This is a genomic window from Pseudomonas sp. KNUC1026, assembly GCF_021650705.1.
Lineage (GTDB): Bacteria > Pseudomonadota > Gammaproteobacteria > Pseudomonadales > Pseudomonadaceae > Aquipseudomonas.
The window spans coordinates 1,895,224-1,921,815 of record NZ_CP087138.1 but is presented as its reverse complement, the minus strand read 5'-3'; the positions used below and the strand labels follow the sequence as shown (position 1 = coordinate 1,921,815).

Annotated in this window: 19 protein-coding genes and 8 pseudogenes; 11 read left to right on the top strand and 16 right to left on the bottom strand. The window is 65.2% G+C overall.

The window, feature by feature from the left end; all coding sequences use genetic code 11:
* Position 1 precedes the first annotated feature (1 nt).
* Complete coding sequence (locus LN139_RS08725) at positions 2-289, bottom strand: DUF1652 domain-containing protein (RefSeq protein WP_236359551.1); 288 nt, start codon at positions 287-289, stop codon at positions 2-4.
* Between the two features lie 332 nt (positions 290-621).
* On the opposite strand from LN139_RS08725, the pseudogene LN139_RS08720 reads away from it, so the two are divergent.
* The 3 pseudogenes from LN139_RS08720 to codA all read left to right on the top strand — a co-directional run bounded on the left by LN139_RS08720 (position 622) and on the right by codA (position 3,911).
* Positions 622-1,525, top strand: a pseudogene (locus LN139_RS08720) (SDR family oxidoreductase).
* Positions 1,526-1,679: 154 nt separating this feature from the next.
* A pseudogene (locus LN139_RS08715) lies at positions 1,680-2,623 on the top strand (sensor domain-containing diguanylate cyclase).
* Between the two features lie 45 nt (positions 2,624-2,668).
* A pseudogene (gene codA, locus LN139_RS08710) lies at positions 2,669-3,911 on the top strand (cytosine deaminase).
* A gap of 142 nt (positions 3,912-4,053) precedes the next feature.
* Here the strand turns inward: codA and LN139_RS08705 are convergent.
* Complete coding sequence (locus LN139_RS08705; RefSeq protein WP_236359550.1) at positions 4,054-4,554, bottom strand: MarR family winged helix-turn-helix transcriptional regulator; 501 nt, start codon at positions 4,552-4,554, stop codon at positions 4,054-4,056.
* A gap of 121 nt (positions 4,555-4,675) precedes the next feature.
* On the opposite strand from LN139_RS08705, the gene LN139_RS08700 reads away from it, so the two are divergent.
* From LN139_RS08700 to LN139_RS08690, 4 genes and pseudogenes are all read left to right on the top strand, one after another.
* Complete coding sequence (locus LN139_RS08700) at positions 4,676-5,497, top strand: alpha/beta fold hydrolase (RefSeq protein ID WP_236359549.1); 822 nt, start codon at positions 4,676-4,678, stop codon at positions 5,495-5,497.
* Positions 5,487-6,110 (top strand): annotated as a pseudogene (locus LN139_RS25145) (MFS transporter); the annotation flags it as partial. The gene LN139_RS08700 and the pseudogene LN139_RS25145, both read left to right, overlap by 11 nt.
* A 49-nt stretch (positions 6,111-6,159) precedes the next feature.
* Positions 6,160-6,648 carry an MFS transporter gene (locus tag LN139_RS25140; protein WP_329611045.1) on the top strand — a complete coding sequence of 163 codons (489 nt, stop codon included), beginning with the start codon at positions 6,160-6,162 and terminating at the stop codon, positions 6,646-6,648.
* 43 nt (positions 6,649-6,691) lie between these two features.
* Positions 6,692-7,615: a DNA-3-methyladenine glycosylase family protein gene (locus LN139_RS08690; protein WP_236359548.1), complete on the top strand. Its 924-nt coding sequence runs from the start codon at positions 6,692-6,694 to the stop codon at positions 7,613-7,615.
* A gap of 6 nt (positions 7,616-7,621) precedes the next feature.
* Here LN139_RS08690 and LN139_RS08685 read toward each other — a convergent pair whose 3' ends face one another.
* Together LN139_RS08685 and LN139_RS08680 are read right to left on the bottom strand one after the other, a co-directional pair.
* A complete protein-coding gene (locus LN139_RS08685; protein ID WP_236359547.1) occupies positions 7,622-8,602 on the bottom strand; it encodes a YeiH family protein in 981 nt (326 codons plus the stop codon).
* A 100-nt stretch (positions 8,603-8,702) separates the two neighbouring features.
* The gene (locus LN139_RS08680; protein ID WP_236359546.1) at positions 8,703-9,578 is read right to left on the bottom strand and encodes an aldo/keto reductase family oxidoreductase; all 876 of its coding nucleotides are present in this window, start codon (positions 9,576-9,578) and stop codon (positions 8,703-8,705) included.
* A gap of 98 nt (positions 9,579-9,676) precedes the next feature.
* Here LN139_RS08680 and LN139_RS08675 point away from each other — a divergent pair, with 98 nt between their 5' ends.
* Complete coding sequence (locus LN139_RS08675) at positions 9,677-10,579, top strand: LysR family transcriptional regulator (RefSeq protein WP_236359545.1); 903 nt, start codon at positions 9,677-9,679, stop codon at positions 10,577-10,579.
* Here LN139_RS08675 and LN139_RS08670 read toward each other — a convergent pair.
* Complete coding sequence (locus LN139_RS08670; protein WP_236359544.1) at positions 10,560-11,126, bottom strand: cupin domain-containing protein; 567 nt, start codon at positions 11,124-11,126, stop codon at positions 10,560-10,562. The genes LN139_RS08675 and LN139_RS08670 overlap by 20 nt on opposite strands.
* 131 nt (positions 11,127-11,257) lie before the next feature.
* On the opposite strand from LN139_RS08670, the pseudogene LN139_RS08665 reads away from it, so the two are divergent.
* The 3 genes and pseudogenes from LN139_RS08665 to LN139_RS08655 all read left to right on the top strand — a co-directional run.
* A pseudogene (locus LN139_RS08665) lies at positions 11,258-11,801 on the top strand (HPP family protein); the annotation flags it as partial.
* A 9-nt stretch (positions 11,802-11,810) separates the two neighbouring features.
* Positions 11,811-12,455 (top strand): CBS domain-containing protein, encoded by a 645-nt coding sequence (locus LN139_RS08660; protein WP_442964419.1) that lies wholly within the window; start codon positions 11,811-11,813, stop codon positions 12,453-12,455.
* A 279-nt stretch (positions 12,456-12,734) separates the two neighbouring features.
* Positions 12,735-13,663, top strand: a pseudogene (locus LN139_RS08655) (AEC family transporter).
* Here the strand turns inward: LN139_RS08655 and LN139_RS08650 are convergent.
* The 11 genes and pseudogenes from LN139_RS08650 to LN139_RS08600 all read right to left on the bottom strand — a co-directional run bounded on the left by LN139_RS08650 (position 13,652) and on the right by LN139_RS08600 (position 26,527).
* Positions 13,652-13,888, bottom strand: a complete 237-nt coding sequence (locus LN139_RS08650) for an Hpt domain-containing protein (RefSeq protein ID WP_236360340.1) — start codon at positions 13,886-13,888, stop codon at positions 13,652-13,654. The pseudogene LN139_RS08655 and the gene LN139_RS08650 sit on opposite strands and share 12 nt — an antisense overlap.
* Positions 13,833-15,971, bottom strand: a complete 2,139-nt coding sequence (locus LN139_RS08645; RefSeq protein ID WP_236359541.1) for an ATP-binding protein — start codon at positions 15,969-15,971, stop codon at positions 13,833-13,835. Before LN139_RS08645 ends, LN139_RS08650 begins: the two co-directional genes overlap by 56 nt.
* Positions 15,968-16,678 (bottom strand): response regulator transcription factor, encoded by a 711-nt coding sequence (locus LN139_RS08640; RefSeq protein ID WP_236359540.1) that lies wholly within the window; start codon positions 16,676-16,678, stop codon positions 15,968-15,970. The genes LN139_RS08645 and LN139_RS08640 overlap by 4 nt, the downstream gene beginning before the upstream one ends.
* Before the next feature lie 515 nt (positions 16,679-17,193).
* Positions 17,194-18,105 carry a DNA-binding protein gene (locus LN139_RS08635; RefSeq protein ID WP_236359539.1) on the bottom strand — a complete coding sequence of 304 codons (912 nt, stop codon included), beginning with the start codon at positions 18,103-18,105 and terminating at the stop codon, positions 17,194-17,196.
* A 285-nt stretch (positions 18,106-18,390) separates the two neighbouring features.
* Positions 18,391-21,378, bottom strand: a complete 2,988-nt coding sequence (locus tag LN139_RS08630) for an autotransporter family protein (protein WP_236359538.1) — start codon at positions 21,376-21,378, stop codon at positions 18,391-18,393.
* Positions 21,379-21,391: 13 nt separating this feature from the next.
* Positions 21,392-22,210 (bottom strand): alpha/beta fold hydrolase, encoded by an 819-nt coding sequence (locus LN139_RS08625; protein ID WP_236359537.1) that lies wholly within the window; start codon positions 22,208-22,210, stop codon positions 21,392-21,394.
* A gap of 69 nt (positions 22,211-22,279) precedes the next feature.
* Complete coding sequence (locus tag LN139_RS08620) at positions 22,280-22,567, bottom strand: DUF971 domain-containing protein (protein WP_236359536.1); 288 nt, start codon at positions 22,565-22,567, stop codon at positions 22,280-22,282.
* On the bottom strand, positions 22,564-23,520 hold the full coding sequence (locus LN139_RS08615) for a HEAT repeat domain-containing protein (protein ID WP_236359535.1): 957 nt from the start codon (positions 23,518-23,520) through the stop codon (positions 22,564-22,566). The genes LN139_RS08620 and LN139_RS08615 overlap by 4 nt, the downstream gene beginning before the upstream one ends.
* Positions 23,517-24,348, bottom strand: a pseudogene (locus LN139_RS08610) (ABC transporter ATP-binding protein). Before LN139_RS08610 ends, LN139_RS08615 begins: the two are co-directional and overlap by 4 nt.
* Positions 24,345-25,121 (bottom strand): ABC transporter permease, encoded by a 777-nt coding sequence (locus tag LN139_RS08605; RefSeq protein WP_236359534.1) that lies wholly within the window; start codon positions 25,119-25,121, stop codon positions 24,345-24,347. The pseudogene LN139_RS08610 and the gene LN139_RS08605 overlap by 4 nt, the downstream one beginning before the upstream one ends.
* 1 nt (position 25,122) lies before the next feature.
* Positions 25,123-26,527: pseudogene (locus LN139_RS08600) on the bottom strand (ABC transporter substrate-binding protein).
* Between the last annotated feature and the right edge of the window lie 65 nt (positions 26,528-26,592).

The following is a 26,592-nucleotide window of genomic DNA, read 5'->3' as shown; positions in this document are numbered from 1 at the left end:
CTCAGCTGGCGGCATGCCGCCGGCTGGTTGCGTTGTTCTGGTTGCTCTGGTTGCTCTGGTTGCGCTGCTTGCGCAACCGGGCAATCAGGTCGTTGATGTCGCGGCTGCTGCGCAACTCTTGTGTCCCTACACCTTTACCCACCAGTTCCATGCGGCCGGAGTCCGGCTGTTGCTCCACCCACACGTTCAAAGAAGAATCAGCCGCCTCTTCACAACGGCACTGCAAGGGTAAAAAGGCTTTTTCAATAATGCTGCGAAGTTCCAGCGGTGACAGTCCCAGGGTTCTCATGGCGACCTCCTACGGTGTGCACTAATACCTGAATGAATACAACGCGCATGTGGCTTAGCCGGTTGCCAGAATACCCTGCCATTCGTTGTTGTCTTATTTGGTATAACTCCAGAATCCTCTTCTCGCAAATGTCTCAGATCAATGAATTTTGCGTTGACGTAACTCTCTGAAATATCGATTTATTTTATTGGTATGTGAATATTACTGAACGATTGGATAATTAACCGAAGTTATACAGGATCCGTTCGTCGTACAGCTCCACGAAAATTAAAACCCTGCCTGCTCTTGCCCTTCCAACCTACTGAATCGTTTGAACAACCTTTGGAGGCCCTATGAGCCAGGTAAAAAATCAGTACAGCATGCAGAACCCGCTCACTCAGTACCCTACGCCTCCTTTTGGAGATCAGCCGCAAGACGCACCCGGCCTGGGCGCGAACACTGCGACCCAAACCCGATCATGGTGAAGAGAGCTATCAAGGTTTCGGCCGCCTCAAAGGGCGCAAGGCGTTGATCACTGGCGGCGACTCCGGGATCGGCCGCGCCGTGGCAATCGCCTTTGCCCGTGAAGGCGCGGATATCGTCCTTAATTACCTTCCCGAAGAAGAGCCCGACGCTCGCGAGGTCAAGGCACTGATAGAAGCTGAAGGCCGGCGTGCCGTCGCTCTGCCAGGCGACCTGCGTGAAGAAGCCTTTTGCAAGCAACTGGTTGCCCAGGCCCATGAATCGTTGGGCGGCCTGGATATTCTGGTGAACGTGGCAGGCAAGCAGACCGCGCAGCGAGATATCGGCGAGGTGACCACCGAGCAATTCGATGCCACGCTGAAAACAAACCTCTACGGTTTGTTCTGGCTGTGCCAGGCGGCCATCCCGCTGATGCCTGCCGGCGCGACGGTGATCAATACCGCGTCTATCCAGTCGTACCAGCCCTCCGCCACCTTGCTGGACTACGCCACCACCAAGGCCGGCATTGTCGCGTTCACCAAGGCACTGGCCGGCCAGGTGATCGAGCGAGGCATCCGCGTGAATGCGGTGGCGCCCGGGCCGGTATGGACCGTGCTGCAACCCAGCGGTGGCCAGCCGCGGGAGAAAATCCCCCATTTCGGCGAGCAGGTGCCGATGAAACGCCCAGGCCAGCCTGCCGAATGTGCCCCGCTTTATGTGCTGCTGGCCTCGCAGGAGTCGAGCTATATCACTGGCGAAGTGTTCGGTGTCACCGGCGGCGACCCGCTGCCGTGATCGCGTGGCCCCTTCTGCGCCTGCCCAAGCGTGCGAAGGGGCCTCCCTGTTCAGAGAGGGTGACAGATTAAAGTATTTACTTTAGGAAACGCTTGCATCGCCTCCCTGGTAGCAACATGATATCGCCCGCCCGTCTGCTCCGGAGTGCTCCCCAATGCCTGCCGCCGCCTTGCACAACGACCCGGCAGTTCATTCCGCACTGCTCGATGCCACCGGCGCTATCTCCTGGCAGCTGGACTGGCAGACCCTCACCTTCACCCACATGAGCCCCAGAATCGAAACTCTGCTGGGCTGGCCGCAAGCCAGTTGGCTGGGCATCAACGACTGGGTGGAGCGCATGCACCCCGATGACCGCGACCAGGCAGTCAATTACTGCATCAGCCAATCCCGCGCCGGCGTCGATCACGAAGCGGAATACCGCGCGTTGACCCTGCATGGCAACTACATCTGGTTGCGCGATGTGGTGCATGTGGTGCATGGGGCTGATGGTGAGGTGCAGTCGTTGATCGGCTTCATGTTCGACATCAGCGAACGCAAGAAACCGAGGAACACCTGGCGCGGCTGCACAAGCAGTTGCAGGAGTTCTCCTGGCAGGACGGCCTGACCGGCATTGCCAACCGGCGCATGTTCGACAACGTGTTGGAGCGTGAATGGGCCAATGCCCAGCGCAGCGGCCAGCCCCTGGCCCTGTTGCTGATCGACATCGACCACTTCAAACCCTACAACGAGCATTACGGCCACCTGCAAGGGGACGAGTGCCTGCGCCAGGTGGCACGCATCCTGAGTGGAGCGGCCAATCGGCCACGTGACTTCCTTGCTCGGCTCGGCGGTGAAGAGTTCGCCTGGATCTTGCCGGAAAGCCATCTCGAAGCCGCCCGTGCCATCGGCGAACGCTGCCTGCAACTGATGCGCCAGCAGCCGATCCCTCATGCTGCAACGCCTGTGGGCAGCCAGCTCAGCGTGAGCCTGGGCGGTGGCGTCACGGTGCCCGGCAAGCGCGCCTTCGCTGCCGGTTTCGTCGACCAGGTGGACGCTCTGCTTTACCAGGCCAAGCGCGCCGGCCGTGCGCATGGCGAGTACAAGGACTTTCGCGGCTGAAGCCTGGGCGGGCACAATGCGGGCATCGCACCTCAGGAGCCCGCCATGCAATTCGTCAACGCCCGCCTGCGCACGGCGCCCGGCCTGCACAGTGTCTTTTGCCACAACGGCCTGATCCAGCGCATCACACCACAGGCCGAGCCGGTCATCGCCCCTGCCCAGGCGCTGGATGCCGCCGGCAACCTGCTGATCCCCCATTGGTAGAACCGCACATCCATCTGGACGCCGTCGCCACCGCCGGGCAACCGCAGTGGAACAACAGCGGCACCCTGTTCGAGGGCATCGAACGCTGGGGCCAACGCAAAGCCACCATCACCCACGAAGACACCAAGGCCCGCGCCCACGCCGGCATCCGCATGCTCGCCGAGCATGGCATCCAGCAAGTGCGCACCCACGTAGATGTGACCGACCCCAGCCTGGCCGCACTCAGGGCACTGCTGGAAGTGCGCGATGAAGCCCGCTCGCTGATCGACTTGCAGATCGTGGCATTCCCGCAGGAAGGCATCGAGTCGTTCGACGGCGGCCGCGCCCTGATGGAGCGAGCCTTGGACATGGGCGCGGACGTGGTCGGCGGCATCCCGCATTTCGAGAACACGCGCGAGCAAGGGGTGAGTTCGATCCATTTTCTGATGGACCTGGCCGAGCGGCGCGGGCTCAAGGTCGATGTGCATTGCGACGAGACCGACGATCCGCACTCGCGCTTCTCGAAGTGCTCGCCGAGCAAACGCGCGTACGCGGCATGGGCGCCCAGGTGACGGCCAGCCACACCACCGCCATGGGCTCCTACGACAACGCCTACTGCTCCAAGCTGATGCGCCTGCTCAAGGCGGCGAACCTGAGCTTCGTGTCCTGCCCCACCGAAAGCATTCACCTGCAAGGCCGCTTCGACACCTTCCCCAAACGCCGCGGCGTGACGCGCGTGGCCGAGCTGGACCGCGCCGGGCTCAACGTGTGCTTCGGCCAGGACTCGCTGCAAGACCCCTGGTACCCGCTGGGCAACGGCAACATCCTGCGCATTCTCGACGCCGGCCTGCACATCTGCCACATGATGGGCTACGAAGACCTGCGCCGCTGCCTGGACCTGGTGACCGACCACAGTGCGCGAGCCCTGGGGCTGGGTGAGGCGTACGGCATCGCCGAAGGGCGGCCGGCAAGCTTCGTGATCCTCGAAGCGCCCGATGACTATGAAGCGGTGCGCACGCAAGCCAAGGCGTTGTGGTCGGTGCGCAAGGGGAAAATGATCATGCAACGGGCGCCACAACGGGTGCAGTTGATGCAAGGTCAGTAGGTTCTCGTCCGTTACACGTCGCCCGGCAAGCCGGCCTCCCACTTCAAGAAATCACTGGCGCCGCTCAGCCCCAGAAGCACAGTCAAGTGGGAGGGCGGCTTGCCGCGCGACGACGTATGACGAGCACTGCACCAACCCCAATTTACCCCGCGTGCTCACCCGGCTGAGCCGCCAACAAGGCTTTGAGCAATTGCCCAAGCACCTCCCGTTGCTGCGCATCCAGCGGCGCCAGCACCTCGTTCTGAATCTGCGTATGGGTCACCACGGCGGCTTCGATCAACCCCAGGCCCTCGGCGGTCAGCCCCACCTGCAGGCTGCGGCGGTCGGCAGGGTCGGCGAGGCGTTCCACCCAACCGGCCGCTTCCAGCCGCGCCAGGCGGTGCGTCATCGCGCCTGAGGTCACCAGCAGCGAGCGATACAACTGTGTTGGCGTGAGCCTGTAGGGTTCGCCGGCGCGGCGCAATGTCGCCAGCACATCGAACTCACCCTCCTTGAAGCCGTAGTGCGCCAGCGCTTCTGCGCGGTTGCGCTCAAGGTGCTTGTGCAAGCGCAGCATGCGGCCGAATACAGCCATGGACGAGACGTCCACCTCCGGCATGGCTTGGGCCCATTGGGCCAGGACGAGGTCCACGTGGTCGTTCATGTAGCGGCAACCTCTGAAAGGATCGGCGCGCAGTGTGCCACGATCCGGGCTGGCACATATCTCGACATTAAGTTATATATCTTCGCGTCGAGATAAATACATCCATTTCAGAGGAAACGTCATGGCCTGGTTCACCCATCAAGCGGCATCGCTGTACTACCTGGACATCAACCCGCGAGCAGCCCGCTGTGTCGTGCTGCTGCACGGCCTGACCAACAGTGGCCGAGCCTGGGCCCCCCAACTGCCCGCACTGACCGCAGCGGGCTACCGGGTGATCGTGCCCGACCTGCTCGGCCATGGCGCCAGCAGCCCTGCGACACAAACCTTCACGCCGGCCGAGCAAGCGAGCCAACTGCACGCTTTGCTCCACCACATTGGTGTGCCACAGGCCAGCGTGGTGGGGTTGTCGCTGGGTGGGATGGTCGCACTGAGTTGGGCGCTGATCGCGCCCGAGCAGGTGCAGCGGCTGGTGGTGGCGGGCAGTTTTGGCCACCTGCAAACACCGCAGTTGCAAACGATGCTGCACGCCTGGAAGGCCGAATTCTGCGCCGAGGGCGGCGCTGTACAGCGCTTCGAGCAATCCTGGCCGCTGCTGGTGGGCGACGCGTTTGCTGCCTCCGAAGCTGGCCTGAGTTGGTATCAGGCCTGGCATGCGCAGGCTGCGCAAGCGCACGGTGAGTCCCTGGCGTACTGGTGCCAGGGCATGCACAGCTACGATCTGCGCGAGGCGCTGCCAGCCCTGGCCATGCCCACGCTGGTACTCAGCAGCAGCGAAGACCTCATCAGCCCACCCGCAGAAGGTTCCTGGATAGCTGAGCGTATCCAGCCCGCGCGGCACACCGTGCTGCCCGGCGCTGGTCATGTGTTCAACGTGCCGTTGGCCAAGGCGTTCAACCAGGCCGTGCTGGAGTTTCTGAGCGAGGGCCACGCCGATGCCTACTGAGCGTGCGCTGGCACTGCTGGCAGTCATGATCGGGTTGAACCTGCGGCCGATCATGGCCGCCGTCGGCCCGCTGCTGGGGCAACTGCAGGCCGAGGTGAAGCTCAGCGGCCTGCAGGCCGGGCTGCTGACCACCTTGCCGGTGGCATTGATGGGCGTAGTGGCGTTGGCTGGAGGCCTCGGCGTGCGGCGCCTGGGTGAAGCGCGCGCCGTCTCGGCTGCCTTGGCGGCGTTGGCGCTGGCCAGCGCTTCGCGCGCCGTGTGGAACACCCCGACGGGGCTGATCGCCAGTGCGGCCCTGGGCGGATTGGGGATCGCAGTGGCGCAGGTGTTGCTGCCTGGGCTGCTCAAGCGCCTGGTACCGGCCCGCGCCAGTGCCCTGCTGGGCCTGTTCAGCACCGGCATCATGGCCGGCGCCGCCCTTGCCGCCAGCACTGCGGCGCCGCTGGCGACGGTGCTCGGGTGGCAAACGGCCCTGGCGTTGGCAGCAGCACCTGCGCTGGTCACGCTGCTGCTGTGGTGGCAACTGAGCGGGGGGATCCGCCCTGCTGCCTCGGCGTCGTTCAGCGTGAGCTGGCGCGATGGCATGAGCAATCGCCGCTTGCTGTTCTTCGGCCTGGGCACGGCCGCCTACACCCTGGTGCTGGCCTGGCTGCCCCTACTACGTGCAATTGGGCTGGCCGCCTGGCCAGGCCGGTTACCTGCTGGGCGCGTTGACCTTCGTGGAAGTGCTCGCAGGCCTTGCCGTGTCCGCAGCAGTACAGCGCTGGCCAGACCGCCGCCCGCTGCTGTGCGGTGTTTTGCTTGCCTTGGCCCTGGGCCTGCTCGCCCTTGCGTTGGCGCCCCTGGCCCTGGCCTGGGTGGCGATGGCGTTGCTGGGTATCGGTATCGGCGCATTGTTTCCGCTGTCACTGATCGTCACGCTCGACCAGGCCCACAGCCCTGCCCATGCCAATGCGCTGCTGGCACGGGTGCAAGGCGGCGGCTATCTGATCGCCGCCTGCGCACCGCTGGCCGCTGGCATGCTGCGCGATGCGTTGGCCTCGTTGCAGGGCGCGTGGTGGGCAATGTTGCTTGCCGTGCTGGTGCTTCTGGCGCTGGTCCCAAGCCTGGGGCCGGCACAGCCTGAGCAAGAAACGGCTTGCAGCGGCTGAGGCTTCAGGCAGGCTGTGGGCTCGATTACCCCAAGGGGAAGGAATGAAAACTGTTGCCGGCATCGCCCAGCAAACGTGCGAGCTGCCTTTCACACCGCCACTGGACTGGCCACGGTTGATCCGCTTTCTGCAGGGCCGGGCCACCGCAGGAGTCGAGCACGCGAGCGTGGAGGATGGCTATTGGCGCAACCTGCTCTGGCAGGGCCTGCCTGGCCAGTTTCAGGTCACGCCGCTTGATCATCGACGTTTGCTGTTGCGTGCCTACGGCCCGGCCGCCGCGCACCTGGGCGATTGGCTGCCACAGGCAGCGGCCTTGTTCGACCTGCACGCCGACCCCGCTCCCATCAACGCGCACCTGGGCCAGGACCCTTGGCTTGGCCCTCTCACACGCCTCGCACCGGGGCTGCGGGTTGCCGGTGCCTGGTCGGCCTTCGAGCTGGTGGTACGCGCAATCGTCGGCCAGCAGGTCAGCGTCAAGGCGGCCACCACGCTGATGGGCCGGCTGGTAGAGCGTGCTGGCGGGGAGATGCCGGCGTTGGCCAACCCTGCGCTGCGAGCGGTGTGCCCGGAGCCTGCGGCGCTGGCGGGGGCCAACCTCGAACGCATCGGCATGCCCGGGCGGCGAGTGCAGGCATTGCAGGGGCTGGCGGCACAGGCCGCGCTTGGCGTGTTGCCGCTCGAGCGCGGTGCAGCCCCCCTGCCCGTTCAACGCGCCGCTTTGCTGGCCTTGCCCGGCATTGGCCCGTGGACGGTTGAATACGTGGCCATGCGCGCCTGGGGCGATGCCGACGCCTGGCCGGGCACGGACCTTGTGCTGTTGCAGCAGATCCAGCGCCAGCATCCAGAGCTGCTCAAGCCTGCGCAGTGGCGTGCACGCAGCGAAGCCTGGCGGCCGTGGCGTGCCTATGCCGCGCTGCATCTGTGGAACGCCGTGGCCGATGCCGCCGGAGGCGCACGCGGTGGCTGAGCCGGCTCAGGCCAGCAGCAGCCGAACTACCAGCAACCCACCCAGCGCCAGCATCACGAACAGCATCAGCGCCAAGGCGAACGGCCGCCAGCCGAGCGCCTTGAGCAGGCCCAGGCGCGTCTGGTAGCCCAAGGCCGCCATGGCCAGCGCCAAGGCCCATTGGCCCGCCTGCGTCAATGCACCGTGCAGGCTGGCGGGCAGCACTACATAGCTGTTGAAGACAACCATCAATACAAAGCCGAAAGCGAACCAGGGCACCGTGAGCGTGCCTGGTGCTCCGCTGCTGCGGCCAGCCCAGCAACGGCCGACGATCAGCAGGAACGGCACCAGCAACATCACCCGCACCAGCTTGACCACCACCGCATTGGCCAGCGCACCCGGCCCCACCGCATCTCCCGCCGCGACCACCTGCGCCACTTCATGCACCGTCGCGCCGATATAGATCCCGAACTGTGGCTCGCTCAACCCACTCAGGGGATACAGCAAGGGGTAAAGCAGCATGGCTGCCGAGCCGAACAACACCACGGTCGCGACTGCCATCGCCGTGGCGGCAGGCCGGGCACGGATGGTCGATTCGGTAGCCAGCACCGCGGCAGCCCCGCAAATGGCGCTGCCGGCGCAGGTGAGCAATGCCACATCCGGCGCCAGGCCCAACACGCGGGTGCCAACCGCATAACCGATGAACATCACGCTGCACACCACCAGCAGGTCCAGGCCGATGGCAGGCAGGCCCAGTGCGAATACCTGTCCCAGCGTCAGTTGCAACCCGAACAGCACCACACCCAGGCGCAGCACCGGGCGGGCGCAGAACGCAAGGCCCGCCTGGGCGTCAGCCCAGCCGCCGAAGCGCGGCCAGTTGCTCAGCAACATCCCCAGCACCAGTGCGTAGACGAGCGGGCTCAAACCGAAATGCGCCAGGCCAGGCAGGCAGGAAAGTGCAAAACCAGCGGCAGCGAGCGATGCGCTCAGGGCAATGCCAGGGAACATGGAGCGGCCTCCTCTGTAATGACCGCCCCACACTAGCGCCGCCGGGCGCCAGATAAAAAGGGTTATAACGATATAACCCTTCGGAAAAACCGAATACGCCTCACTCGTTCAGTTCACTCCAGCGGTCCAGCCGGGCGACCACCTCTGCCGGCAGTTGCAACTGCGCTGCGGCGAGGTTTTCACGCAGATGCGCCACGCTCGAAGTACCGGGAATCAGCAGGATGTTGGGCGAACGCTGCAACAACCAGGCAAGCGCCACCTGCATCGGCGTGGCATTGAGCTCGGCGGCAATGGCGGTCAGCCCCTGGGACTGCAACGGGCTGAAGCCGCCCAGAGGAAAGAACGGCACGTAGGCAATCCCCTCCCGAGCCAGGTCATCGATCAATGCATCGTCGTGCCGGTTCGCCAGGTTGTAGGCGTTCTGCACACAAACGATCGGCACCAGCCGGCGCGCCTCTGCGATCTGCGTAGGGGTAACGTTGCTCACACCCAGGTGGCGAATCGAACCGCGCTCGCGCAGCTCGGCCAATGCTGTCAACGCCTCTTCCAGCGAGCCTTCGGCCGGGGCATGCAGGCCATGCATGCTGCGCAGGTTGACGACCTCCAGCTGTTCGAGGCCCAGGTTACGCAGGTTGCTCTCGACAGCCGCTGTCAGTTCCGCAGGGCTCATGGCCGGTAACCAGGCGCCCTGAGCGTCACGCCTGGCGCTGACCTTGGTAACAATCCTGAGTTGTTCGGGATAAGGGTGCAGGGCCTTGCGAATCAGCTGGTTGGTGATGTGCGGGCCGTAGAAGTCCGAGGTGTCTATATGATCGACGCCCTGTTCGAGCGCCTCGCGCAGCACGGCAAGTGCGGCGCCTGGGTCTTTTGGCGGCCCGAACACGCCCGGGCCGGCCAGTTGCATCGCGCCATAACCGAGGCGCTTGACCTGGCGATCGCCCAGGCGCGCGGTAGTGCAGTGTTCGAGCAGGCTCATCGGTGAGCTCCTTGGGTTGGGATGAGCACTACGGTAGGCGCCTGCGTGTTGCACGACAATCCGGTACAGTTCGCACACCTCGTCCGGTTTTCAGAACAATGCCCACTGACCTCAACGACTTGCATGCCTTCCTCGCCGTGGCCCGCGCTGGCGGCTTTCGCGACGCCGCACGCCAGGGCAACGACAGCGCCTCGCGCCTGAGCGACGCCGTGCGCCGGCTGGAGGCCCAACTGGGCGTGCGCCTGCTCAACCGCAGCACCCGCAGTGTGGCCTTGACCGAGGCCGGCGCCAGCCTGCGCCTACGCCTGGAGCCTGCGCTGAAGGAAGTGCAAAGTGCGCTGGATGTGGTCAACGGCTTCCGTGACAGGCCTGCCGGCACGTTGCGGTTGAACGTGCCGGTGGTCGCGGCGCGGCTGGTGCTGCCGGCAGTACTGCCAGGTTTTCTGGCTCGCTATCCCGACATCCGCGTGGAAGTCACCGCGCAGGACACCTTCGTCGACATTCTGCAAAGCGGCCATGACGCAGGCATCCGCTACGAGGAACGGCTTGAGCAGGACATGATCGCCGTGCCCATTGGCCCGCGCCGGCAACGCTATGCCACTGCAGCGGCGCCGGCTTACCTCGCAAGGCATGGCACCCCGGAGCACCCCGACGAGTTGCTCCAGCACGCCTGCCTGCGTGGCCGCTTTGCCAGCGGTGCGCAGCCGGCGTGGGAGTACGAGCGCGATGGGCAACAGATCAATGTCGAACCGCGCGGGCCGTTGCTGGTGCAGATCGGTGGCGCTACCGAGCTGCTGGTGGAAATGGCGGTGGCGGGCAGTGGCCTGGTGTTCCTGTTCGAAGACTGGCTGCAACCGTTCTTCGAGCGGGGTGAGCTGGTGCCTGTGCTGGAGCCCTGGTGGCTGGAGTTTTCCGGGCCGTTTCTGTACTACCCCGGCCGGCGGCTGGAGCCCGCCCCGCTACGGGCTTTCATCGACTACATCAAGGCTGGAGCGGGGTGATGCCCTCGGCGTAATAGCCGTCATGCAGAACGAACACGATGCGCGCCATTTCCTCGGTGCGGTTGCTCCACGCGTGGCGTGTGCCACGCTGCACGACCACATCGCCCGGGGTGAGGCGAACCTCCTGCTCATCGAGCATCAGCCAGAGCTCGCCCTGGACCAGGATGCCGTAATCGAGGGTTTGGGTACGGTGCATCAGCTTGTGACGGCTACCACCCACTTCATTGGCCGGCGCGCCGACTGCGGCCAGGGTTGCGGCGATGGCATCGTCGCTGGCCTGGTTCTGGATGCTGTCGGGCGGGATGTCGACCACCCGGATGAGCCCGCCACTGGGCGTGGGTGCCAGGCGCAGCGGGCGCTGGGTGGGGTCGGCGCCGTTGTCCAGGGCGACCGGCAAGGCGCTGGTGTTCCAGATTTCCTGAAAGTGCATGCCAGGCACGGCTGGGATGGGGAATTGGGCGGGGGCCGGGCCGTGTTCGGTGATCACGGCCTTGCCGCTTTCATCGTGGCCGGTGACCACGCGCTGGACGGGGGGAAGCGCTCGCATATTGACTCCTGGGCGGCAGAAAGCGGCAAGCATAAGCGCGCATCTGCGGCCGGCACACCGCGTAACTGTGTCGCGCTGTGTCGTATTCGGGGATTTATCCGATAGCCTTGAGCCAGCTACCATTGCAGGCAATGCGCCCGCCCCAGACAGCCAGCCCACTGGCGATGCCCGCGCCTACTCATTCGCTGCCAAGGTTTCCCATGCCCCAGACTCCCGACAGCCTCGCCTGGCTCAAGGCATTGCTCCCCGCCCCGCTGGCCATCAGCCCGAGGGAAAAACTGCGTGCCAGCATCGGCGCCGCGCTCGGAATCCTGCTCGCAGCGCTGGGCGCGGCCTGGTGGAGCCAGGGCCTGGCGGCGCACACTTCACCGCTATTGGCGCTGGTATTGGTGGCGCCCCTGGGCGCCAGCGCGGTGCTGGTGTTCGCCCTGCCCTCGAGCCCACTCGCCCAGCCCTGGTCGGTGATAGGCGGCAATACACTCTCGGCGCTGGTCGGCATCGCCTGCTCACGCTGGGTGCCGGACGCTACAGTAGCGGCGGCAATGGCCGTAGGCCTGGCGATCGCGGTGATGATGGCGCTGCGTTGCCTTCATCCCCGGGGGCGCGGCGGCGTTGCTGATGGTGCTGGCCGATGCCAGTGACTTCCGCATCGCCTTCAACCCTGTGCTGCTCGACTCGCTGCTGATGGTGGCCGGCGCCTTGCTCTACAACAATCTCACGCGCCGTCGCTGGCCTCATCGCGATCGGGCGCCCAGCGCCGAGGCGCGCCTGCAGCAGAGCGATCTCGACACGGCGCTGGCCCGCTACAACCAGGTGCTGGATATCTCCCGTGACGACCTGCAAGCCCTGTTGGAGCAAGCAGAATCGGCCGCCTACCAACGCACCATGGGGGTGATTCGCTGCGCCGACGTCATGACCCCGGACCCGGTCGTCGCACGCGCCGACATGCCCCTGCAGGCTGCGTGGGCGCTGATGCGCAAACACCGGGTCAAGGCGTTGCCGGTGATCGACAGCCAGCTGCACCTGGTGGGCATCGTGACCGTCGCTGATTTCATGCGCCAGGTCGACATGGACGTGCACGAAGGCATGGCCTGGCGCCTGCGCTCACTGCTGCGGCCAAAAGCACCGAGCGGCGACAGCCAGGTCGGCCAGATCATGACGCGCAATGTGCGGGTCTCCAGCGGCGATCGCCTGCTCATCGACCTGGTGCCGGTGTTCTCGGTGGCCGGGCACCGGCATATTCCGATCATCGACCAGGACCGCCGGCTGGCCGGCATCATCACCCAGTCGGACTTGATCAAAGCTCTCTACAAGGCTGTCCACGGATAACCCGGCAAGCGCCAGGACCCCCAGAAAGCACGGGTGGCGGTTGCCCGCAACCCAGCTGGCGCCGTAGGTGATAACAGGGTTCGGAGCAATAGTTCGTTGAGCGCCAGCTGCACCGGCGGGTAAATGCAGCTGCTCGGCCATCGCCAGAAAATAGCGCAACTGCCGTCATTGCATCGCATTGGTTTCGGACAGGTATCGATCAGGGCCGCAATAAGCGTTGGACCGCATGGTTCGTCACGCTTAGGCTCACCCTCCCCCAACCCACGAGCCAGAGCTCTCATGCACGCTGTCGTCACCGTCGTACTGCCGATTTTCGCCCTGATCCTGCTGGGCTATCTGTGCCGCCGCAGCAACCGCCTGGGGCCTGAAGCGGCCTCGGAGATCAACCGCCTGGTGGTCTGGCTGTGCCTGCCGGCGCTGTTGTTCAAGGTCACCGCCACGACCACCTGGGCGCAGATCTGGCAACCGGGGTTTGTCATCGCCGTCGGCGCTGGCTGTTTGCTCACCTTTATCGCCACCCTGATTTGGCGATTGTGGCAGCGCCAGCCTCTGGTGGACGCCAGTATCGATGGGCTCAGCGCGTCCTACGCCAACACCGGTTACATCGGTATCCCGCTGTGCCTGCTGGTGCTGGGCGAACCTGGCCTTGAGCCTGCACTGATCGCGACACTCATTGTGGTGTGCGTGCTGTTCGCGGTGGCCGTGGTGTGTATAGAGGTGGGCTTGCAGCAGGAGCGCCACCTGGGCAGGGCCTTGGCCACCGTGCTCAAGGCTCTGGCGAAAAACCCGCTGGTGGTAGCGCCGGTGCTCGGGACTGGCTGGGCCTGTACCGGCCTTGGGCTGGCGACGCCCGTTCAGCACCTGCTCGACCTGCTGGCCGCAGCCACCACACCTTGCGCTTTGGTTTCCCTGGGCCTGTTCCTGGCGCAGAAGCAACCCGGCCGCCAGGCCGGCGCCTGGCCACTGGTGGCGATCAAGCTGGTGGCTCAGCCTGCGCTGACCGCGTTCCTGGCATTCAAGGTGCTGCACTTGCCGCCACTGTGGGCTCATGCCGCGCTGCTGCTAAGCGCGCTGCCTACCGGCACCGGGCCTTTCATGCTCGCAGAGTATTCCAGCGCGAAGCCGGCGTGGTGTCGCGAGCGATCCTGATGTCGACCTTGCTGTCGCTGCTGAGCTTGTCGCTGTGCCTGTACTGGCTAGGCGCCTGAAGCCTGCAGCGCTTGCTCCAGGGCGCCAAGCTGGGCCTGGGTCGGCACGCCAGGCGGGTCCAGAGCCAGTGCTTGCTCCAGTTCACCGGCCTGCCGCGCAACCTCGCCGGCGCCCACCATCAGCGCCGCCCCGGTCAAACGATGCGCCTGATGCCGAGCCTGCGCCCAGTTACCTTGAGCCAGCGCCTGGCGCAGCGCCAGCAAGTCGCTGCTGCCGGACTCCACGAACAAGGCCAGCAACTCGGCGCGCGGGTCGGCCGCAGTGAGGGCATGCTCTGCCAACGCCTTGGCCAGGTCCTCGATCCGCAAGGGCTTGGCGAGAGATGGCATCCATGCCCGCTGCCCAGGCGCGCTCGCGATGGCGTTCGTCGGTGGCAGCCGAAATCGCGATGATGGGCAGGCGTGGCAAGCCGTTGGCCTGCTCCCTCTGGCGCAGGCGTTGGGCAATCTCGTAGCCGTCGATCTCAGGCAGATAGCAGTCCAGCAGCACCGCGCCGAAGCACCCGCCTTGCTCGAACATTGCCAAGGCCTGGTGGCCATCGGCAGCCATGCTCCACGGGTAGCCGAGGCTGTCCAGCTGCAGGCCCAGCACCTGGCGGTTGACCGGGTGATCCTCCACCACCAGCACTTTGCAGCGCTGCGCAGGCGCGGCTGGCGCGGCAGGCGCCGTGGTAGGTTCACTGGCAAGGGGCGCTGCTGGCTTGAGCGGAATCAGCAAACGGAACAGCGAGCCCGCGCCCGCCTCGCTCTGCACTTCGATCTGCCCGCCCATCAGCGCCGCCAACTGCTTGCAGATCGACAGCCCCAGGCCGCTGCCACCGTATTGGCGGGTGGTGGAGGTGCTTGCCTGGGTAAAGGCCTGAAACAAGCGCTGCTGCTGTTGCGGATCGATACCGATCCCGGTGTCGCGCACCGCAGCGCTCAACCAGGCCTGCCCACCCTCCCGATGCTGCAATTGCAAGCGCAGCTCGACCCAGCCCCGCTCGGTGAACTTGACCGCATTGGAAAGCAGGTTGGACAACACCTGGCGCAAGCGCATGGCATCGACACGCCAATGAGCAGCGCTGTCGAAGCCTTCGAGTACCAGATTCAATGCCAGGCCTTTGCCTTGCGCCCGCAGCCGGTAGATGTCGGCGACCGACTCGGCCAGCCGAGGCAGGTCGGTGGGCTGCTCGGCGAGCGTTACCGCGTGGGCGTCGAGCCGTGCGATATCGAGCACGTCATCGAGCATTTCAAGCAGCGCCAGGGAGGAGTCGTTGGCCAGGTTCACCAGGCTCGCCTGCTGGCCGTTCAAGGGTGAGCGCAGCAGCAGCTCGATGGAGGCCTGCACGGCGTTCATCGGTGTACGAATTTCATGGCTCATCATTGCCAGAAAAGCCGACTTGGCATTCTCGCTCGCCTGCGCCGAGCGCTGCGCCTGGCGCGCTCGCCGGGCCAGCAGCAGCAAGGCCAGCAATACGAGCGCCAGCGCAGTGGCCTCGACCCAGCGATCCTTGACGATGGCCAGCAGCGTGGGCCGGTAGGAAACGCTGTTGTCGACCCAGCTGCTTTCGATCTCGGCCCGGTCGTTGACGCTCAGGCTTGCCAGCGCCTTGTCGATGATGCCTTGCAGTGGAGAGTCTGCCGGGGCGATCCCCATGCTCAGCACCACCGGCATGTCTGCCAGCACACCCGCCACCCGCAGTTCGCGGCCGTAATCGCGGCGCATCACCGGTTGCAGGATGAGGTCGAGACCGACCGTGGCGAAGGCTCTGCCGCTGGCCACGGCCTCCAGCGCCTGTTCGGCGTCATCGAACTCGAGCAGGGTGATGTCTGGGCACACTGCGCGCAGGTAACTGGCATAGCCCCCACTGCGGCGGATCGCCACGACCTGCCCGCGCAGCTTCTGCGGGCTGAACATCAAAGGCGCATCGGCACGCGCGACAATCACGGTGGAACCGACGAAATAGGGGTCGCTCAACATGACCTGCTGCAGCACGCGGTCCCCTACCAGGCGGGCCGACAGTGCGACGGCCATGTCGAGTTTTCCGCTGCGCAGCAGGCGCAGGGCCTGATCGAGCTGATCGCTGGGCTCATAGCTGAAGACAAGCCCGGTGCTCGCAGCGATGCGGTCGAGGTAGGCGCGGCTGAGCCCGACATGCTGACCCCGCTCGACATATTCCAGCGGCCAATTGGGTTGCAGGCTGTAGTGAACGACCGGGTGCTCGGCGATCCAGGCCTGCTCTTCAGGCGTCAAGGGCAAAGCCAGCGCCAGGCTTGCGGGCAACCACAGCACTGCGCACAGCAGGGCCTTGAAGGGTTTGATCACGCGGGGGTGCCGCCGTCGTCGAAGATATGCCGGCGATACTTGAACAGCTCGCTGTTGTTACGCACGCCCAGCTTGCGGAAGGCCGATTGCTTTTGGGCGCTGATGGTCTTGATCGAGCGATTGCAGCTTTGAGCGATGTCGGTGACCGAACTGCCTTCGAGCAGCCGGCGGATCACCTCCTGCTCACGGGCGGTGAGGTCGGCACCCCGAGAGGACCGCACACCTACCGGCTCGCCAGGCAGATCATGCTCGAACGGTACACACACCACCGGGGCCAGGGTGAGTTTTTCGCGCATGCGCGGTTCCAGCCATTGCTCGCCCTGGTGCACCATTCTGACCGCACTGGGCAACTGGCTGATGGCGTCGGCCTTGCCCATGTAACCACGCGCACCGTTCTGCAGGGCCAGCGATACGGTAGCCGGGATGTACAGGCTGGACACCACCAGAATATTGATATGAGGGAAATATCGGTCGATACGGCGGATGAGATTCAAGCCGTCGTCTTCGCCCGGCACCAGGTTGTAGTCGACGATCACGACGTCGACCTCCGGGTCTGACCTGAGGTAATCCAGAAACGCCTGGATACGGGTGAAGCTGGCGGCGACGGTGATGCCAGGGTCGCTCGCCAGTAGTTGCTGCATACCGAACAGCACCACATCGTGGTCATCAAGCAGGGCCACGCGGATGAGGGGTCTTTTGGCGTTCATGGTGGACTCATTCCTACACTGAACCTAGCCTAGCCGAACACTTGGCCAGGCCTGCCTCTCGCAAGATGATTTTCACGGCCGTGATGGCTGAAAACCCACGATTGGCAGGGCCTGTAACTGCATCAAGTGCGCAAAGGCGAAACAGTGGCGGACTCTATAGCAACCCCGGAGTGCCCCTATAGGACGACTCTGAAAGCGATTGGCGAAGGCTCCATACGGCGGAAAAATAGTTTCATGGTTTGCCTTGATAATCGCTATCGACACTGCTAATGCGGTGCCCGGCGAGGGCGGTGTTAACCTTCGCCACGAAGCACGAACCTGCCCAGGCACGCAGGCATCCCCCCGCCGCCCGAGTGCCTGGGCCGTTTCCACTTCAAGTCCTTTGGTGATACTGATTGACCACCTCCCCTCGGGGCGGTGGTTTTTTTGCCTAGATTTCAGGCTCGGCGCGTTGCGCTATCGCCTGCTGAAGCCTTGCAACCTCAGCTCGCGCTACCGCCAATGCTTCACGATCTTCACCGGCTTGCGCTGATAGCGCCTCGGTAGCGGCCGCCCTGCCCGGCCAGCTCGGCTTTGAGTTCAGCCAGCTGCTCGGCCAACACCGAGCGCGCGCCCTCGCTTCGGGCGCGTTGCTGGAGAAGGTTTGCCTGTTCCTGTGCGGCAGCTTGCAACTGGGTGGTCGCCAGCGCCAACTGGGCCTGGGCCTGCTCAGCCTGCATCGCCAGCCGCTCACTGTCGCGATGCAGGCGCGTTACCTCTTCCTGGCGAACCACCAGGCTTTGCTGCAGCTGGCGGGTTTCGGCCTGAGCCTGTTGCAGCTGCCCTTCGTGGCGGCGCAGTTCCTGTTCACGCTGTGCCTGGGCGGCTTCACGGAAATGCTCCAGGGCTTCCCTGGCATGCCGGTGTTTTTCCTCCAGCGACGCCACCTGGGCCTGTTTATCGTGCACCCGTGCTTGCAAGCCCTCGTTGGCCTGGCCTAGCTGGGCGTTGCGAGTCTGCTCGGTATGCAGCGACGCCTGGCTGGTCGCCAGCGCCTCGCTCTCGGCAGCAAGCGCCGCCTGGCTGACGGCCAAAGCCTTGGCCAGTTCCTGAGCTTGCTGCTCGGCGGCCTGCACGCGCTCACCCAAGGATTCACAGCGGGCCTCGTATCCTTCGGCGGCCTTGTCGATACGCGCCTGCGCTTCATCGTGAAGCTGCTGTGCGAGCTGGGCGACCAACTCCCCCAGCGCCTGGCTGATGGAACCGAGACCAGCGGCGAGCGATGCCTCACCGGCTTCGAGCTCCCGCAGATAGCGATGAATCGTGGATTTGGAGCCTGTATTTCCCAGCTCGATACGTACTGCATCGATGCTTGGGTGCTCGCCGCGTTCGATCAGCGTGTCGCGGGCCTTTTCGACCGCGTTTTTATTGATGCCTATCCGAGCCAATTTGAAACCTCATTACGTACCGTGCTACATATGCTGTAATTACATAATATAAATCACGATCAGTCGAGAGTATTTTTCGATTCATGGCACTAGATAATGCAGCGTTATCGAATCCCTACCATGCTTTTCCCCGGAAAGGCCGCTATTGGGCTGGGACGCAATACGTACGGGGAAAATAGGCGCCAAACAGTAGCGGTGACATCAAAGAGACATCACTGCTGTCGTCTGGCATGGGCTGGGAAGGTTTGGCGCCCAGAACGGGCGCCCAAGATGCAAGCCGGTTGGCTACCAGGCCTTGCTGATCGCTACTTGCGCCTGTTGCTCGGCGTAGTCGCTGCGCGTCTGTGCGCTGTAGCTCACGCCCAGTTGCACACCGCCCGGCAATGGCGCGCTCAGGCCAAGGCTTGCACGCGCAAGCCAAGGGCTGGCGCGGCTGCCGGCGACTTTGAACGGTGAGTCTGGCGCACCAGCGAACTGCGCAACCTGTTCGTTGCTGGCGTTGATCAGGTCGTAACCGACGCCCAGGCTCAGGCGCAGGGCTGCGCCGTTCTCGCTCAGCCGCTGGTCGAGCCGGGTGTCGAAGCCTGCGATCAACTGATCACTCTGGCGTGCCTGCACACTCAGCAGCACAGGCCCCAGGCTGGCTGGGCCGCGCTCGCGATAGCCCTGGTCGCGGATGTGGTTGTAGTCCAGGCGCAGCGAGGGCGTCAGTTGGGTGCTGTCGCTGAGGGCGAATGCCTGGCTCAGGCTGCTGCCCAGTGTGGCCACCTGGCTTGCGTACTCGGCACGGGCCTGCCCCCCGAAAGTGTCGAACGCCAGGCTCCGGGTGGCCTGCTGGTTCGCCCGGCCGGCGCCCGCGTAGCTCAGCCACTGCATGCCGGGTGCCAGCGTGACGGCACGGTAACCGGTGAACTGCCACAGTTGGGATTGGCTGCCCCGTGCCGTGCCATCGCCCAACCCGCCACTGCCGCCATTGGCATAAGCGAAGGCCATACCGACTTTGGTGCCCGGCCCGGTTGCTGTATCCACGCCTACCAAGGTGCCACTGCTACCGAGGCTCGCACCGCCGTCGCGGCCGGCCAGGCGGCTGAAGGATTGCGACCAGGCGCCCATGGGCAGGCCGCTTTCGGCGGGCGTCAAACGCTCCTGCAATGCCTGGTTGATGTCGCCCAGCATCGCCTGGCTGGCACGCAGGCTGTCGTTGCCTTGAGGTAATGTTTGCGCCACCCGGCTGGCCACCTGCGCCTGGCTGGTGGCACCGACGAAATACGCCGCCAGCGGGCTGGCGCTGCCTTTGGCAAGTTCTGCGTCCAGCACCCGTGCCGCGCCCTGCCCACCTGCGACAGCCGCGCTGGCCTGGCTGACCCCTTCGGTACTCTTGGCCTGAAGGGTCAGGTCCACCGCATTGCCGTTCTTCACCGCGCCAAAGTCGAAAAGCGCCGAGTTGCCGCTCACGTTGAAGGTGCCATCCGACACCAGCTTCCCGGCGCTGATCACGCCTTGCAGCCGCGCCACGGTGAATGGCTGATCGGCCCGCACCACGTCGACGTCGATGCGCGCCTGGCTGGGCAACGTCGCCGTGCCGCTGACCTTCAACTGCCCGTAGTGGGTCTGGTCGAGCACCTGGGTGCGCAGCACAGCCCCAGCGGCCTGGCGGAAATTCCCGGTAATGACGGCGGGCGTTTCGCGTTTGCTGGGTGCGGCGAGCACGAGCGTGCCCCGCTGGGTGAAGCCCGCCACCTGCCACTGATCACCGCCCTTCATCTGATATTGCGCATTGCTGAACAACGTCGCCTGGGTACGTGGCGCATACACCGCGCCGTCGAAGCGGGCGGTGCCAGTGCCGGCGATGTTGAGGCTCGCCAGCTGGCTGTCGTCACTGACATAGAGTGAGTACTGCTTGCCCTGGATCAGCCCGGCATTGTTGAAGCCGCCGGTAACCTGCGCGCCGTCGACCAGGCTCACCCCACGGCCTCCCCCCGCAGCGTGCCGCTGTTGAGAAAGCCGCCGAGCTCCCCGCCACTCACGCGCAGTGCTTCGCGCCCGCTGACCAGGCCGCGGTTGATCCAGCGCCCGCCGATGCTGCTGTCGATCAGGTTCACGCCTCGGTAGAACGCTGTGATGCTGCCGAAGGTGTCGAAATTGCCCTCGATGCGCGTGCGATAGAGCCGCACGCCATTCTCGGCCTGGATGGCGCCGGCGTTGATCCATTCGCCGCCTATCGTGACCCGGTGCATCGAAACGCCCTGGTAGCCGTTTTCGATACTGCCTTCCGAACCATTGACAAAATCCCCAGCGATCCGCCGAATTGACCATGTTCACGGCGATCTGGCCGTTGTCCCCGCCGACGTCGACGGCGGTGCTGGCGATGCGGCCGGTGTTATAGAACTGCCCCTGCACAGTGACGTCGTTGAAGTAGACCGCCTTGTGGCCGGTGATCTGCCCCGTGTTACCCACCGAGCCTTCGGCGACAGTGCCGCCGCTCAGCGACAGGCCAACGCCTTGGTCGCCAGGGCGTATCTCGCCATTGTTGAGCAGCTCGCGCGTGATCCGCCCGGCGTTGATCGACACGCCCGTGCTGCCGATCTCGTGCGCCTGGATCGTGCCGTTATTGATCAGGTACCCGACTGAGGAGCGCTCGAGGCTGATACCGGCGTCTTCACCCCGAAGGGTGCCGTGATTCATGAAAAAACCCGCCAGGGTGCTGTCGACCAACCGTGCGCCCACCGTGCCACCCTGGGCGCTGCCCTCATTGCGCACATCGCCGGTGTAACGGCTGTTGTCGAGCAGCAGCGCTTCGCTCGCGCCGACGATCTGGCCGCTGGTGCGGTTGTAGAGCTGGCCGCTGGCCAGGGTCCCTTGCAGGCGGATGCCTTCGGAGCCGTTGAGCGACCCGGCATTGCTCACACTGCTGGTGCCCTCGCCCGGGTGAGAAATACTGACGGCCGGGCCGTTCTGAACATTGAGGCTGCCCTGCGCGCTGATCGATACCTGCTCGCCGGGCCCAAGCGAGCACGTCGTGCTAAAAGCGCCATCGAGCGTGGTACTGGCGCCGCTGCAACTGCCGGCGGCGCTGGCAGCCTCGGCGCAGAGCGCGCCGGCTGCCAACAGCAAGGTGTAGCTGAAATGAGGATGAGAAAAGGCCGACTGCCGACGCTGGCCAGGGTATTGACTGTCCATAGAGCAACCCTGTCGCTGAGAGGTGGAGCCGAAGGTATAGGCAGCCTGGCCGAAGGTGTCGGAAAAACTCAGGTTCGTTCGGCCCTCTTTCATCCTCTTGCGCCGGTCAGCGGCTCACGAACGCCAGCAGGTCCTCATTCAGTTGCTGCGCGTGGGTGACCGCGAAACCGTGCGGCGCACCGGCGTACACCTTGAGCTCGGCATTGCGGATCAGTTCGGCGGCGCGCTTGCCGGTGCTTTCGAACGGCACGATCTGGTCGTCGTCGCCATGAATCACCAGCGTCGGCACGTCGATCCGCGCCATGTCCGGGCGGAAGTCGGTTTCGCCGAAGGCGCTCACGCAATCCACCGTGGCCTTGAGCGAGGCCATCAGCGCCAGGTTGAGTGTCTGCGCCAGCACGCCTTGCGACACCTGCTGGCCGTGGTTGATGCCATAGAACGGTGTGGCGAAATCGGCGATGAACTGCGCCCGGTCCTTGAGCAAACCCTCGCGGATACCGGCCAGTGCCTCTTGCGGAACGCCCTCGGGGTGATCCGGGAGCTGCCCGAGCACAGGTGTCACGGCGCCCAGCAATACCAGTTGCCGCACTTTGGCGCTGCCGTGGCGCGCGATGTAACGGCTCACGTCGCCGCCGCCCATGGAAAAGCCCACCAACGTGATGCCTTCAAGGCCCAGGTGCTCGATCAGGTCGTGGATGTCATCGGCGAAGGTGTCATAGTCGTAGCCCGTCCAGGGTTGGTCGGAGCGGCCGAAGCCGCGGCGGTCGAAAGCGATGCTGCGAAAGCCGTGGCTGCTCAGGTGATGCATCTGGACGTCCCACATGTCGGCGTCCAGTGGCCAGCCGTGGCTGAACAGCGCGGGGCGGCCACTGCCCCAGTCCTTGTAGTAGATCGAGGTGCCGTCGCGGGTCTGGAAGGTGCTCATGCTTGACTCCTGTTGGTGAGGGCCTGAGTTCGAGCTGGCGGGTGCCAGCGCTGCGCGGTGAGCATAGCCTCAAAGCAGTTGAGCCAGTTCACGCAGGTAGACCCACGGATAAATTCCTCGCTCATGCCCATCACTGAAACCCAACTGCACGCCATAGCCTTGCGCCTCGATCAGTACCAGTTGCACCTGAGCAGGCGCACTGTCGATACGGCCCCGCAAGCGAGCTGCTCGGCAGGTGCTGCAGGGGCAGGCGGCGCGTAACCGTGCATGGGGCACGCGCACGGGCGGCTCGCCGGGCCAGCGAATTTCGAGCTCCCCGGCGGCTGTGTGGTCGATCACTGAGAGCGGCGCGCTCATGACTGCAATTGCGCCAGCGCGATACGCACGGCCTTGCGGACCTCAGGGTCCTGGTCTTCGGCGGCACCGCGCAGGGCTGTCATCGCTGCCTGGTCACCCAACTCGCCCAGAGCGAGCGCCGCCTCCTTGCGCAGGTTGCTGATGCTGTGGCCCAGCAAGGTGATCAGAGCCGGCTGCGCGGCGTGAAGCTTCAAGCGGCCCAGCGCGCGCGCCGCACGCAATCGCACTTGCCAATATTCATCTGCAAGGGCTTGGGTCAGGGCCGTGGCGCTGCCGAGGTCACCGACCTTGCCCAGGGTGGTCGCGGCCTCTTCACGTACGGCCCAGGCCGGGTCTTGCAGGCCTGCAAGCAAGGCTCGCTGCACATCGTCGGTGCTGGCAAAACCCAGGGCGCCAGCGGCGGCGCGGCGCACTTCAAGGTCCGGATCCTCACGCAGGCGCAGGGCAATGGCCTGCAGCGCCGGGGCGTGGCGCAGCCAGCCGAGAATGCCCACCGCTTCGCGGCGGATGCCCGGGTCGGTGTCGGCCAGCGCCAGCAGCGCCGGGGCTGCGCTTTCCGGCAGGCGCAACTCGCGCAGCGCACGCAAGGCGCTGGCGCGCACGAAGGCGACCGGATGCTCGGCCCACGGCAGCAGCACCCGCCCGGCTTCGTGGCTTTTAAGCTGCGCCAGGCTGTGAGCAGCGGCCTGGGCTACCGCAGGCTCAGCGTCGGTGAGTGCCACACACAGTGCGTGCACTACCTCAGGTTCGTCCCAGGCTTCAAGCAGGGCAGCGGCTTCGGCGCGTACGCTGGCGCTGGGATCGCTGGCCACGGCCTGTACCAGCCAGGGCAGGCTGTCGGGGTCGCCAAGATCGGCCAGCGCCATCAAGGCGATGCGGCGTACACCAGCATCGCTGGCGGCCAGACGCGGCAGCAACGGCTGAATATCGGGGTTATCGGTGCTCAGAGTCATAAGGCCAGGTTCTTCAGGTGCAGTTCAGGGGGCAGGCCCAGCGGGGTGAGCCGTGGCAAGGGCCGTTGTTCGGGGTGCAGCGAAGCTCAGGCAATGGCGCTTGAGTTCGGCCCAGCGCGGGTCGCCGAACAGCTCGGCGCTCCGTGGGCGAGCAAAGGGCAATGAGAGGTCTTCGATCAACTGGCCTGGCCGGGCGCTCATCACCAGCACGCGGTCGGCCAGCAGCAAGGCTTCGTCGATGTCGTGGGTAACGAACAGCACCGTGGTGCCAAGGCGTTCCCACATGCTGAGCAACAGTTGCTGCATGTTCGCGCGGGTCAGTGCATCGAGGGCGCCGAAGGGTTCATCCATCAACAGCACCCGTGGGCGGTTGACCAGCACCCTGGCGATTTCGGCACGCTGCTGCATGCCACCTGAAAGCTGGTGCGGCCAGTGCCTGGCGAAGCCTGCCAGGCCAACCCAGCCGAGCATTTCCTGCGCTCGCGCCAGCCGCTCGGCGTGCGGCATGCCGTGCATCTTCAGGCCGAAGGCAACGTTCTCCAACACCCGCCGCCAAGGCAGCAACGTGTGATGCTGGAACACCATGCCGCGCTCAGGCCCTGGCCCGTCGATAGCCTGGCCATCCAGGCTCAGGCTGCCGTGGCTGGGTCGCAAATGGCCGGCGAGCGCTCCCAGCAGTGTCGACTTGCCACAGCCCGAAGGCCCCAGCAGGCAGACGAACTCGCCCGGCGCGACAGCCAGGTCGACATCACGCACTGCCTCGAAGGCATCCGCGCCCTGCCCCAGGTGAATGCTCACGCCTTGGCCGCGAAGGGAACCTGCGCTCATCGGCGTGGCCCTCCGGCGCGATACCACGGCAGGGCCAGCGCACCCAGGCGCTTGACCAGCAAGCTGCTGGCAAGGCCCAGCAGCCCGATCCAGAGCATGCCGACGATGATGTCGGGGTAGTTCTGCAAGGTGTAGGCCTCCCAAGTGTAATAGCCGATGCCCCATTGCCCGGAGATCATCTCGGCGGTCACCAGGCAGAACCACGAGGTGCCCATGCCGATCGACAGCCCCGTGACCACGCTGGGCCCGGCCCCCGGCAGCACCACCTCGCGCAGCAAGGCCCAGCGCCCTGCCCCCAAGCCGCGTGCCGAGGCGACCAGCCGTGGGTCGATGGCCTCCGCGCCATGGACGGTGTTGAGCAGGATCGGGAACAGCGCGCCGGTGAAGGTGATGAACACCATCGACAACTCCGAGGACGGGAACATCAGGATCGCTAGCGGTATCCAGGCCACCGCCGGAATCGGCCGCAGCACCTCCAGCGGCGTGAGCAACGCATCGGCAGCCCAGCGCGAGCGCCCGATCAGCAGCCCCAGGCCAACGCCCAGCAGGGCAGCCAGCGAATAGCCGGCCGCTACCCGCTCGACGCTCGCGGCAAGGTGCCGAAAGCCCTTGCCGCCGGCGAGCAACTGCTCGACTGCGGCCAGCACTTCGGCAGGTGCCGGCACGTTACGAAACGTCACCAGGCCAAGGTCCAGATGCCGGCTCGCCAGCACCTGCCACAACGCCAGGCACAGCCCGAGCGACAGTGCCCTGAGGGCCCAGCGCCAGCCCATCTCAGCGCACCGCCAGCGCGGCACCGCTGACAGCGGTGTAGTCTTTCACGTCCCCGCCGTTGGCCTGTGCCCAGGCGCTGGCCTGGTCCTTGAGCAGGAACGCGTGCAGTGCGCCGCCCTGCCCCTGCACGAACCAGGCTTGCTGGGCGAGCAGTTTGATGCCGCTGCCTTCGGCCTGCACATAGGCTGCGCGCAAGGCTTTGCCCTCGGCCTGCAGTTGCCTGGCCTGGGCCAGCGCCTGCTGCGGGTTGGCGTAGTTGCGTACAGTGGCCTCACCTTTTACCCAGAGCTGGGCCAGGCTGCGGGTGTCGGTCAGTGGCTTGCCGGTGCTGGCATCGTTGGCCTTCAGGGGCGTGGGCGCGTAGTTGGCCAGTGCGCTGTCGTAATCCAGGCCCTGGGCCTTGAAGGCGGCACGCAGGTAGTGATCATCGATGAAGGTCTGGGTGTTCAGGCCTCGATCGGCCTTTTTCAGCAGCTTGAGTGTATCGATGGCAGTGGCCACTGCCTGGCGGTATTCAGGCTTCCAGGTCAGGTCGCGGGTCTGCAGGCCAAGCGGGCCGTGGTAGAGATAGGCAACGCCTGCGTCGACGCCGGTGACCTTCTCGATGAGTTCGCTGTATTTCTCTGGCTGTTCGGCCAGCAACCGATTCGCCTCAAGCGTGGCGCGCAGGTAAGCGACCACCAGCTCGGGGTAACGCCTGGCGAAGTCCTCTTCCACCAGCGCGCCATGGAACGTCGGCGCCTTGGCCTGTGAGCCGTCGTAGATCTTGCGGGCAAAGCCCTTGCTTTCGAACAGCTCGGCGAAGGGCACGAACCCGGCATGCGCGGCCACCTTGTTCGCCTGCAAGGCAGAACCGGCCACTTCCGGTGGCTGGGCGATGATCGTCACGTCGCGCTCCGGGTCCCAGCCCTGGGCAGCGACGGCGCGCAGCAGCATGCCATGGGCCGTGGACGCAAAGGGCACGGAAATCACCTGACCCCTGAGGTCGGCCAGTGATTGGGCCGGGGAATCCTTCGGCACCACAATGCCATTGCCGCTGCCCAGCACACTGCCACTGAGCACGGTGATGAACAGGCTGTGCCGCCCGCTCGCTTCGTGTGCCACGCCGTTCAGCGCGCCGGGGAAGTCTGCCATGGCGCCGAAGTCGAGCTTGCCGGCGACCATCTCGTTGGTGAGCGGCGCGCCGCTGGTGAAGTTCTTCCACTGAATGTCGTATTCGGCGTTCTGGTACTGGCCATCGTGCAGGCAGGTATTTCTGCAACAGCCCCAGCTCCCGGATCATCAACCCGCCAGCAGCGCAGTTGATGGTGGTGTCCTGGGTGCCGATGGCGATGCGGATGGTCTGCGCCTGGGCGCTGAGCGTGAAAGCGGCCAGGGCAAGGCCGGCCAAAGCGGTGCGTAGCATGGGTTGATCCCCTCGAGTCATCAGGTAGGTCGCTTCCGCCGCCAGCGCGGGCGGTGGGAAACGAG

What these genes read in the sequence shown, in the direction of transcription:
- LN139_RS08680 (WP_236359546.1), bottom strand. Translation starts at nt 9,578, where the DNA reads ATGAGCCTGCTCGAACACTGCACTACCGCGCGCCTGGGCGATCGCCAG.
- LN139_RS08625 (WP_236359537.1), bottom strand. Translation starts at nt 22,210, where the DNA reads ATGAGCACCTTCCAGACCCGCGACGGCACCTCGATCTACTACAAGGAC.
- LN139_RS08620 (WP_236359536.1), bottom strand. Translation starts at nt 22,567, where the DNA reads ATGAGCGCGCCGCTCTCAGTGATCGACCACACAGCCGCCGGGGAGCTC.
- LN139_RS08605 (WP_236359534.1), bottom strand. Translation starts at nt 25,121, where the DNA reads ATGGGCTGGCGCTGGGCCCTCAGGGCACTGTCGCTCGGGCTGTGCCTG.
- LN139_RS08615 (WP_236359535.1), bottom strand. Translation starts at nt 23,520, where the DNA reads ATGACTCTGAGCACCGATAACCCCGATATTCAGCCGTTGCTGCCGCGT.
- LN139_RS08690 (WP_236359548.1), top strand. Translation starts at nt 6,692, where the DNA reads ATGAAAACTGTTGCCGGCATCGCCCAGCAAACGTGCGAGCTGCCTTTC.
- LN139_RS08725 (WP_236359551.1), bottom strand. Translation starts at nt 289, where the DNA reads ATGAGAACCCTGGGACTGTCACCGCTGGAACTTCGCAGCATTATTGAA.
- LN139_RS08660 (WP_442964419.1), top strand. Translation starts at nt 11,811, where the DNA reads ATGGTGGCCGGCGCCTTGCTCTACAACAATCTCACGCGCCGTCGCTGG.
- LN139_RS08675 (WP_236359545.1), top strand. Translation starts at nt 9,677, where the DNA reads ATGCCCACTGACCTCAACGACTTGCATGCCTTCCTCGCCGTGGCCCGC.
- LN139_RS08700 (WP_236359549.1), top strand. Translation starts at nt 4,676, where the DNA reads ATGGCCTGGTTCACCCATCAAGCGGCATCGCTGTACTACCTGGACATC.
- LN139_RS08670 (WP_236359544.1), bottom strand. Translation starts at nt 11,126, where the DNA reads ATGCGAGCGCTTCCCCCCGTCCAGCGCGTGGTCACCGGCCACGATGAA.
- LN139_RS08685 (WP_236359547.1), bottom strand. Translation starts at nt 8,602, where the DNA reads ATGTTCCCTGGCATTGCCCTGAGCGCATCGCTCGCTGCCGCTGGTTTT.
- LN139_RS08705 (WP_236359550.1), bottom strand. Translation starts at nt 4,554, where the DNA reads ATGAACGACCACGTGGACCTCGTCCTGGCCCAATGGGCCCAAGCCATG.
- LN139_RS08630 (WP_236359538.1), bottom strand. Translation starts at nt 21,378, where the DNA reads ATGAAAGAGGGCCGAACGAACCTGAGTTTTTCCGACACCTTCGGCCAG.
- LN139_RS08640 (WP_236359540.1), bottom strand. Translation starts at nt 16,678, where the DNA reads ATGAACGCCAAAAGACCCCTCATCCGCGTGGCCCTGCTTGATGACCAC.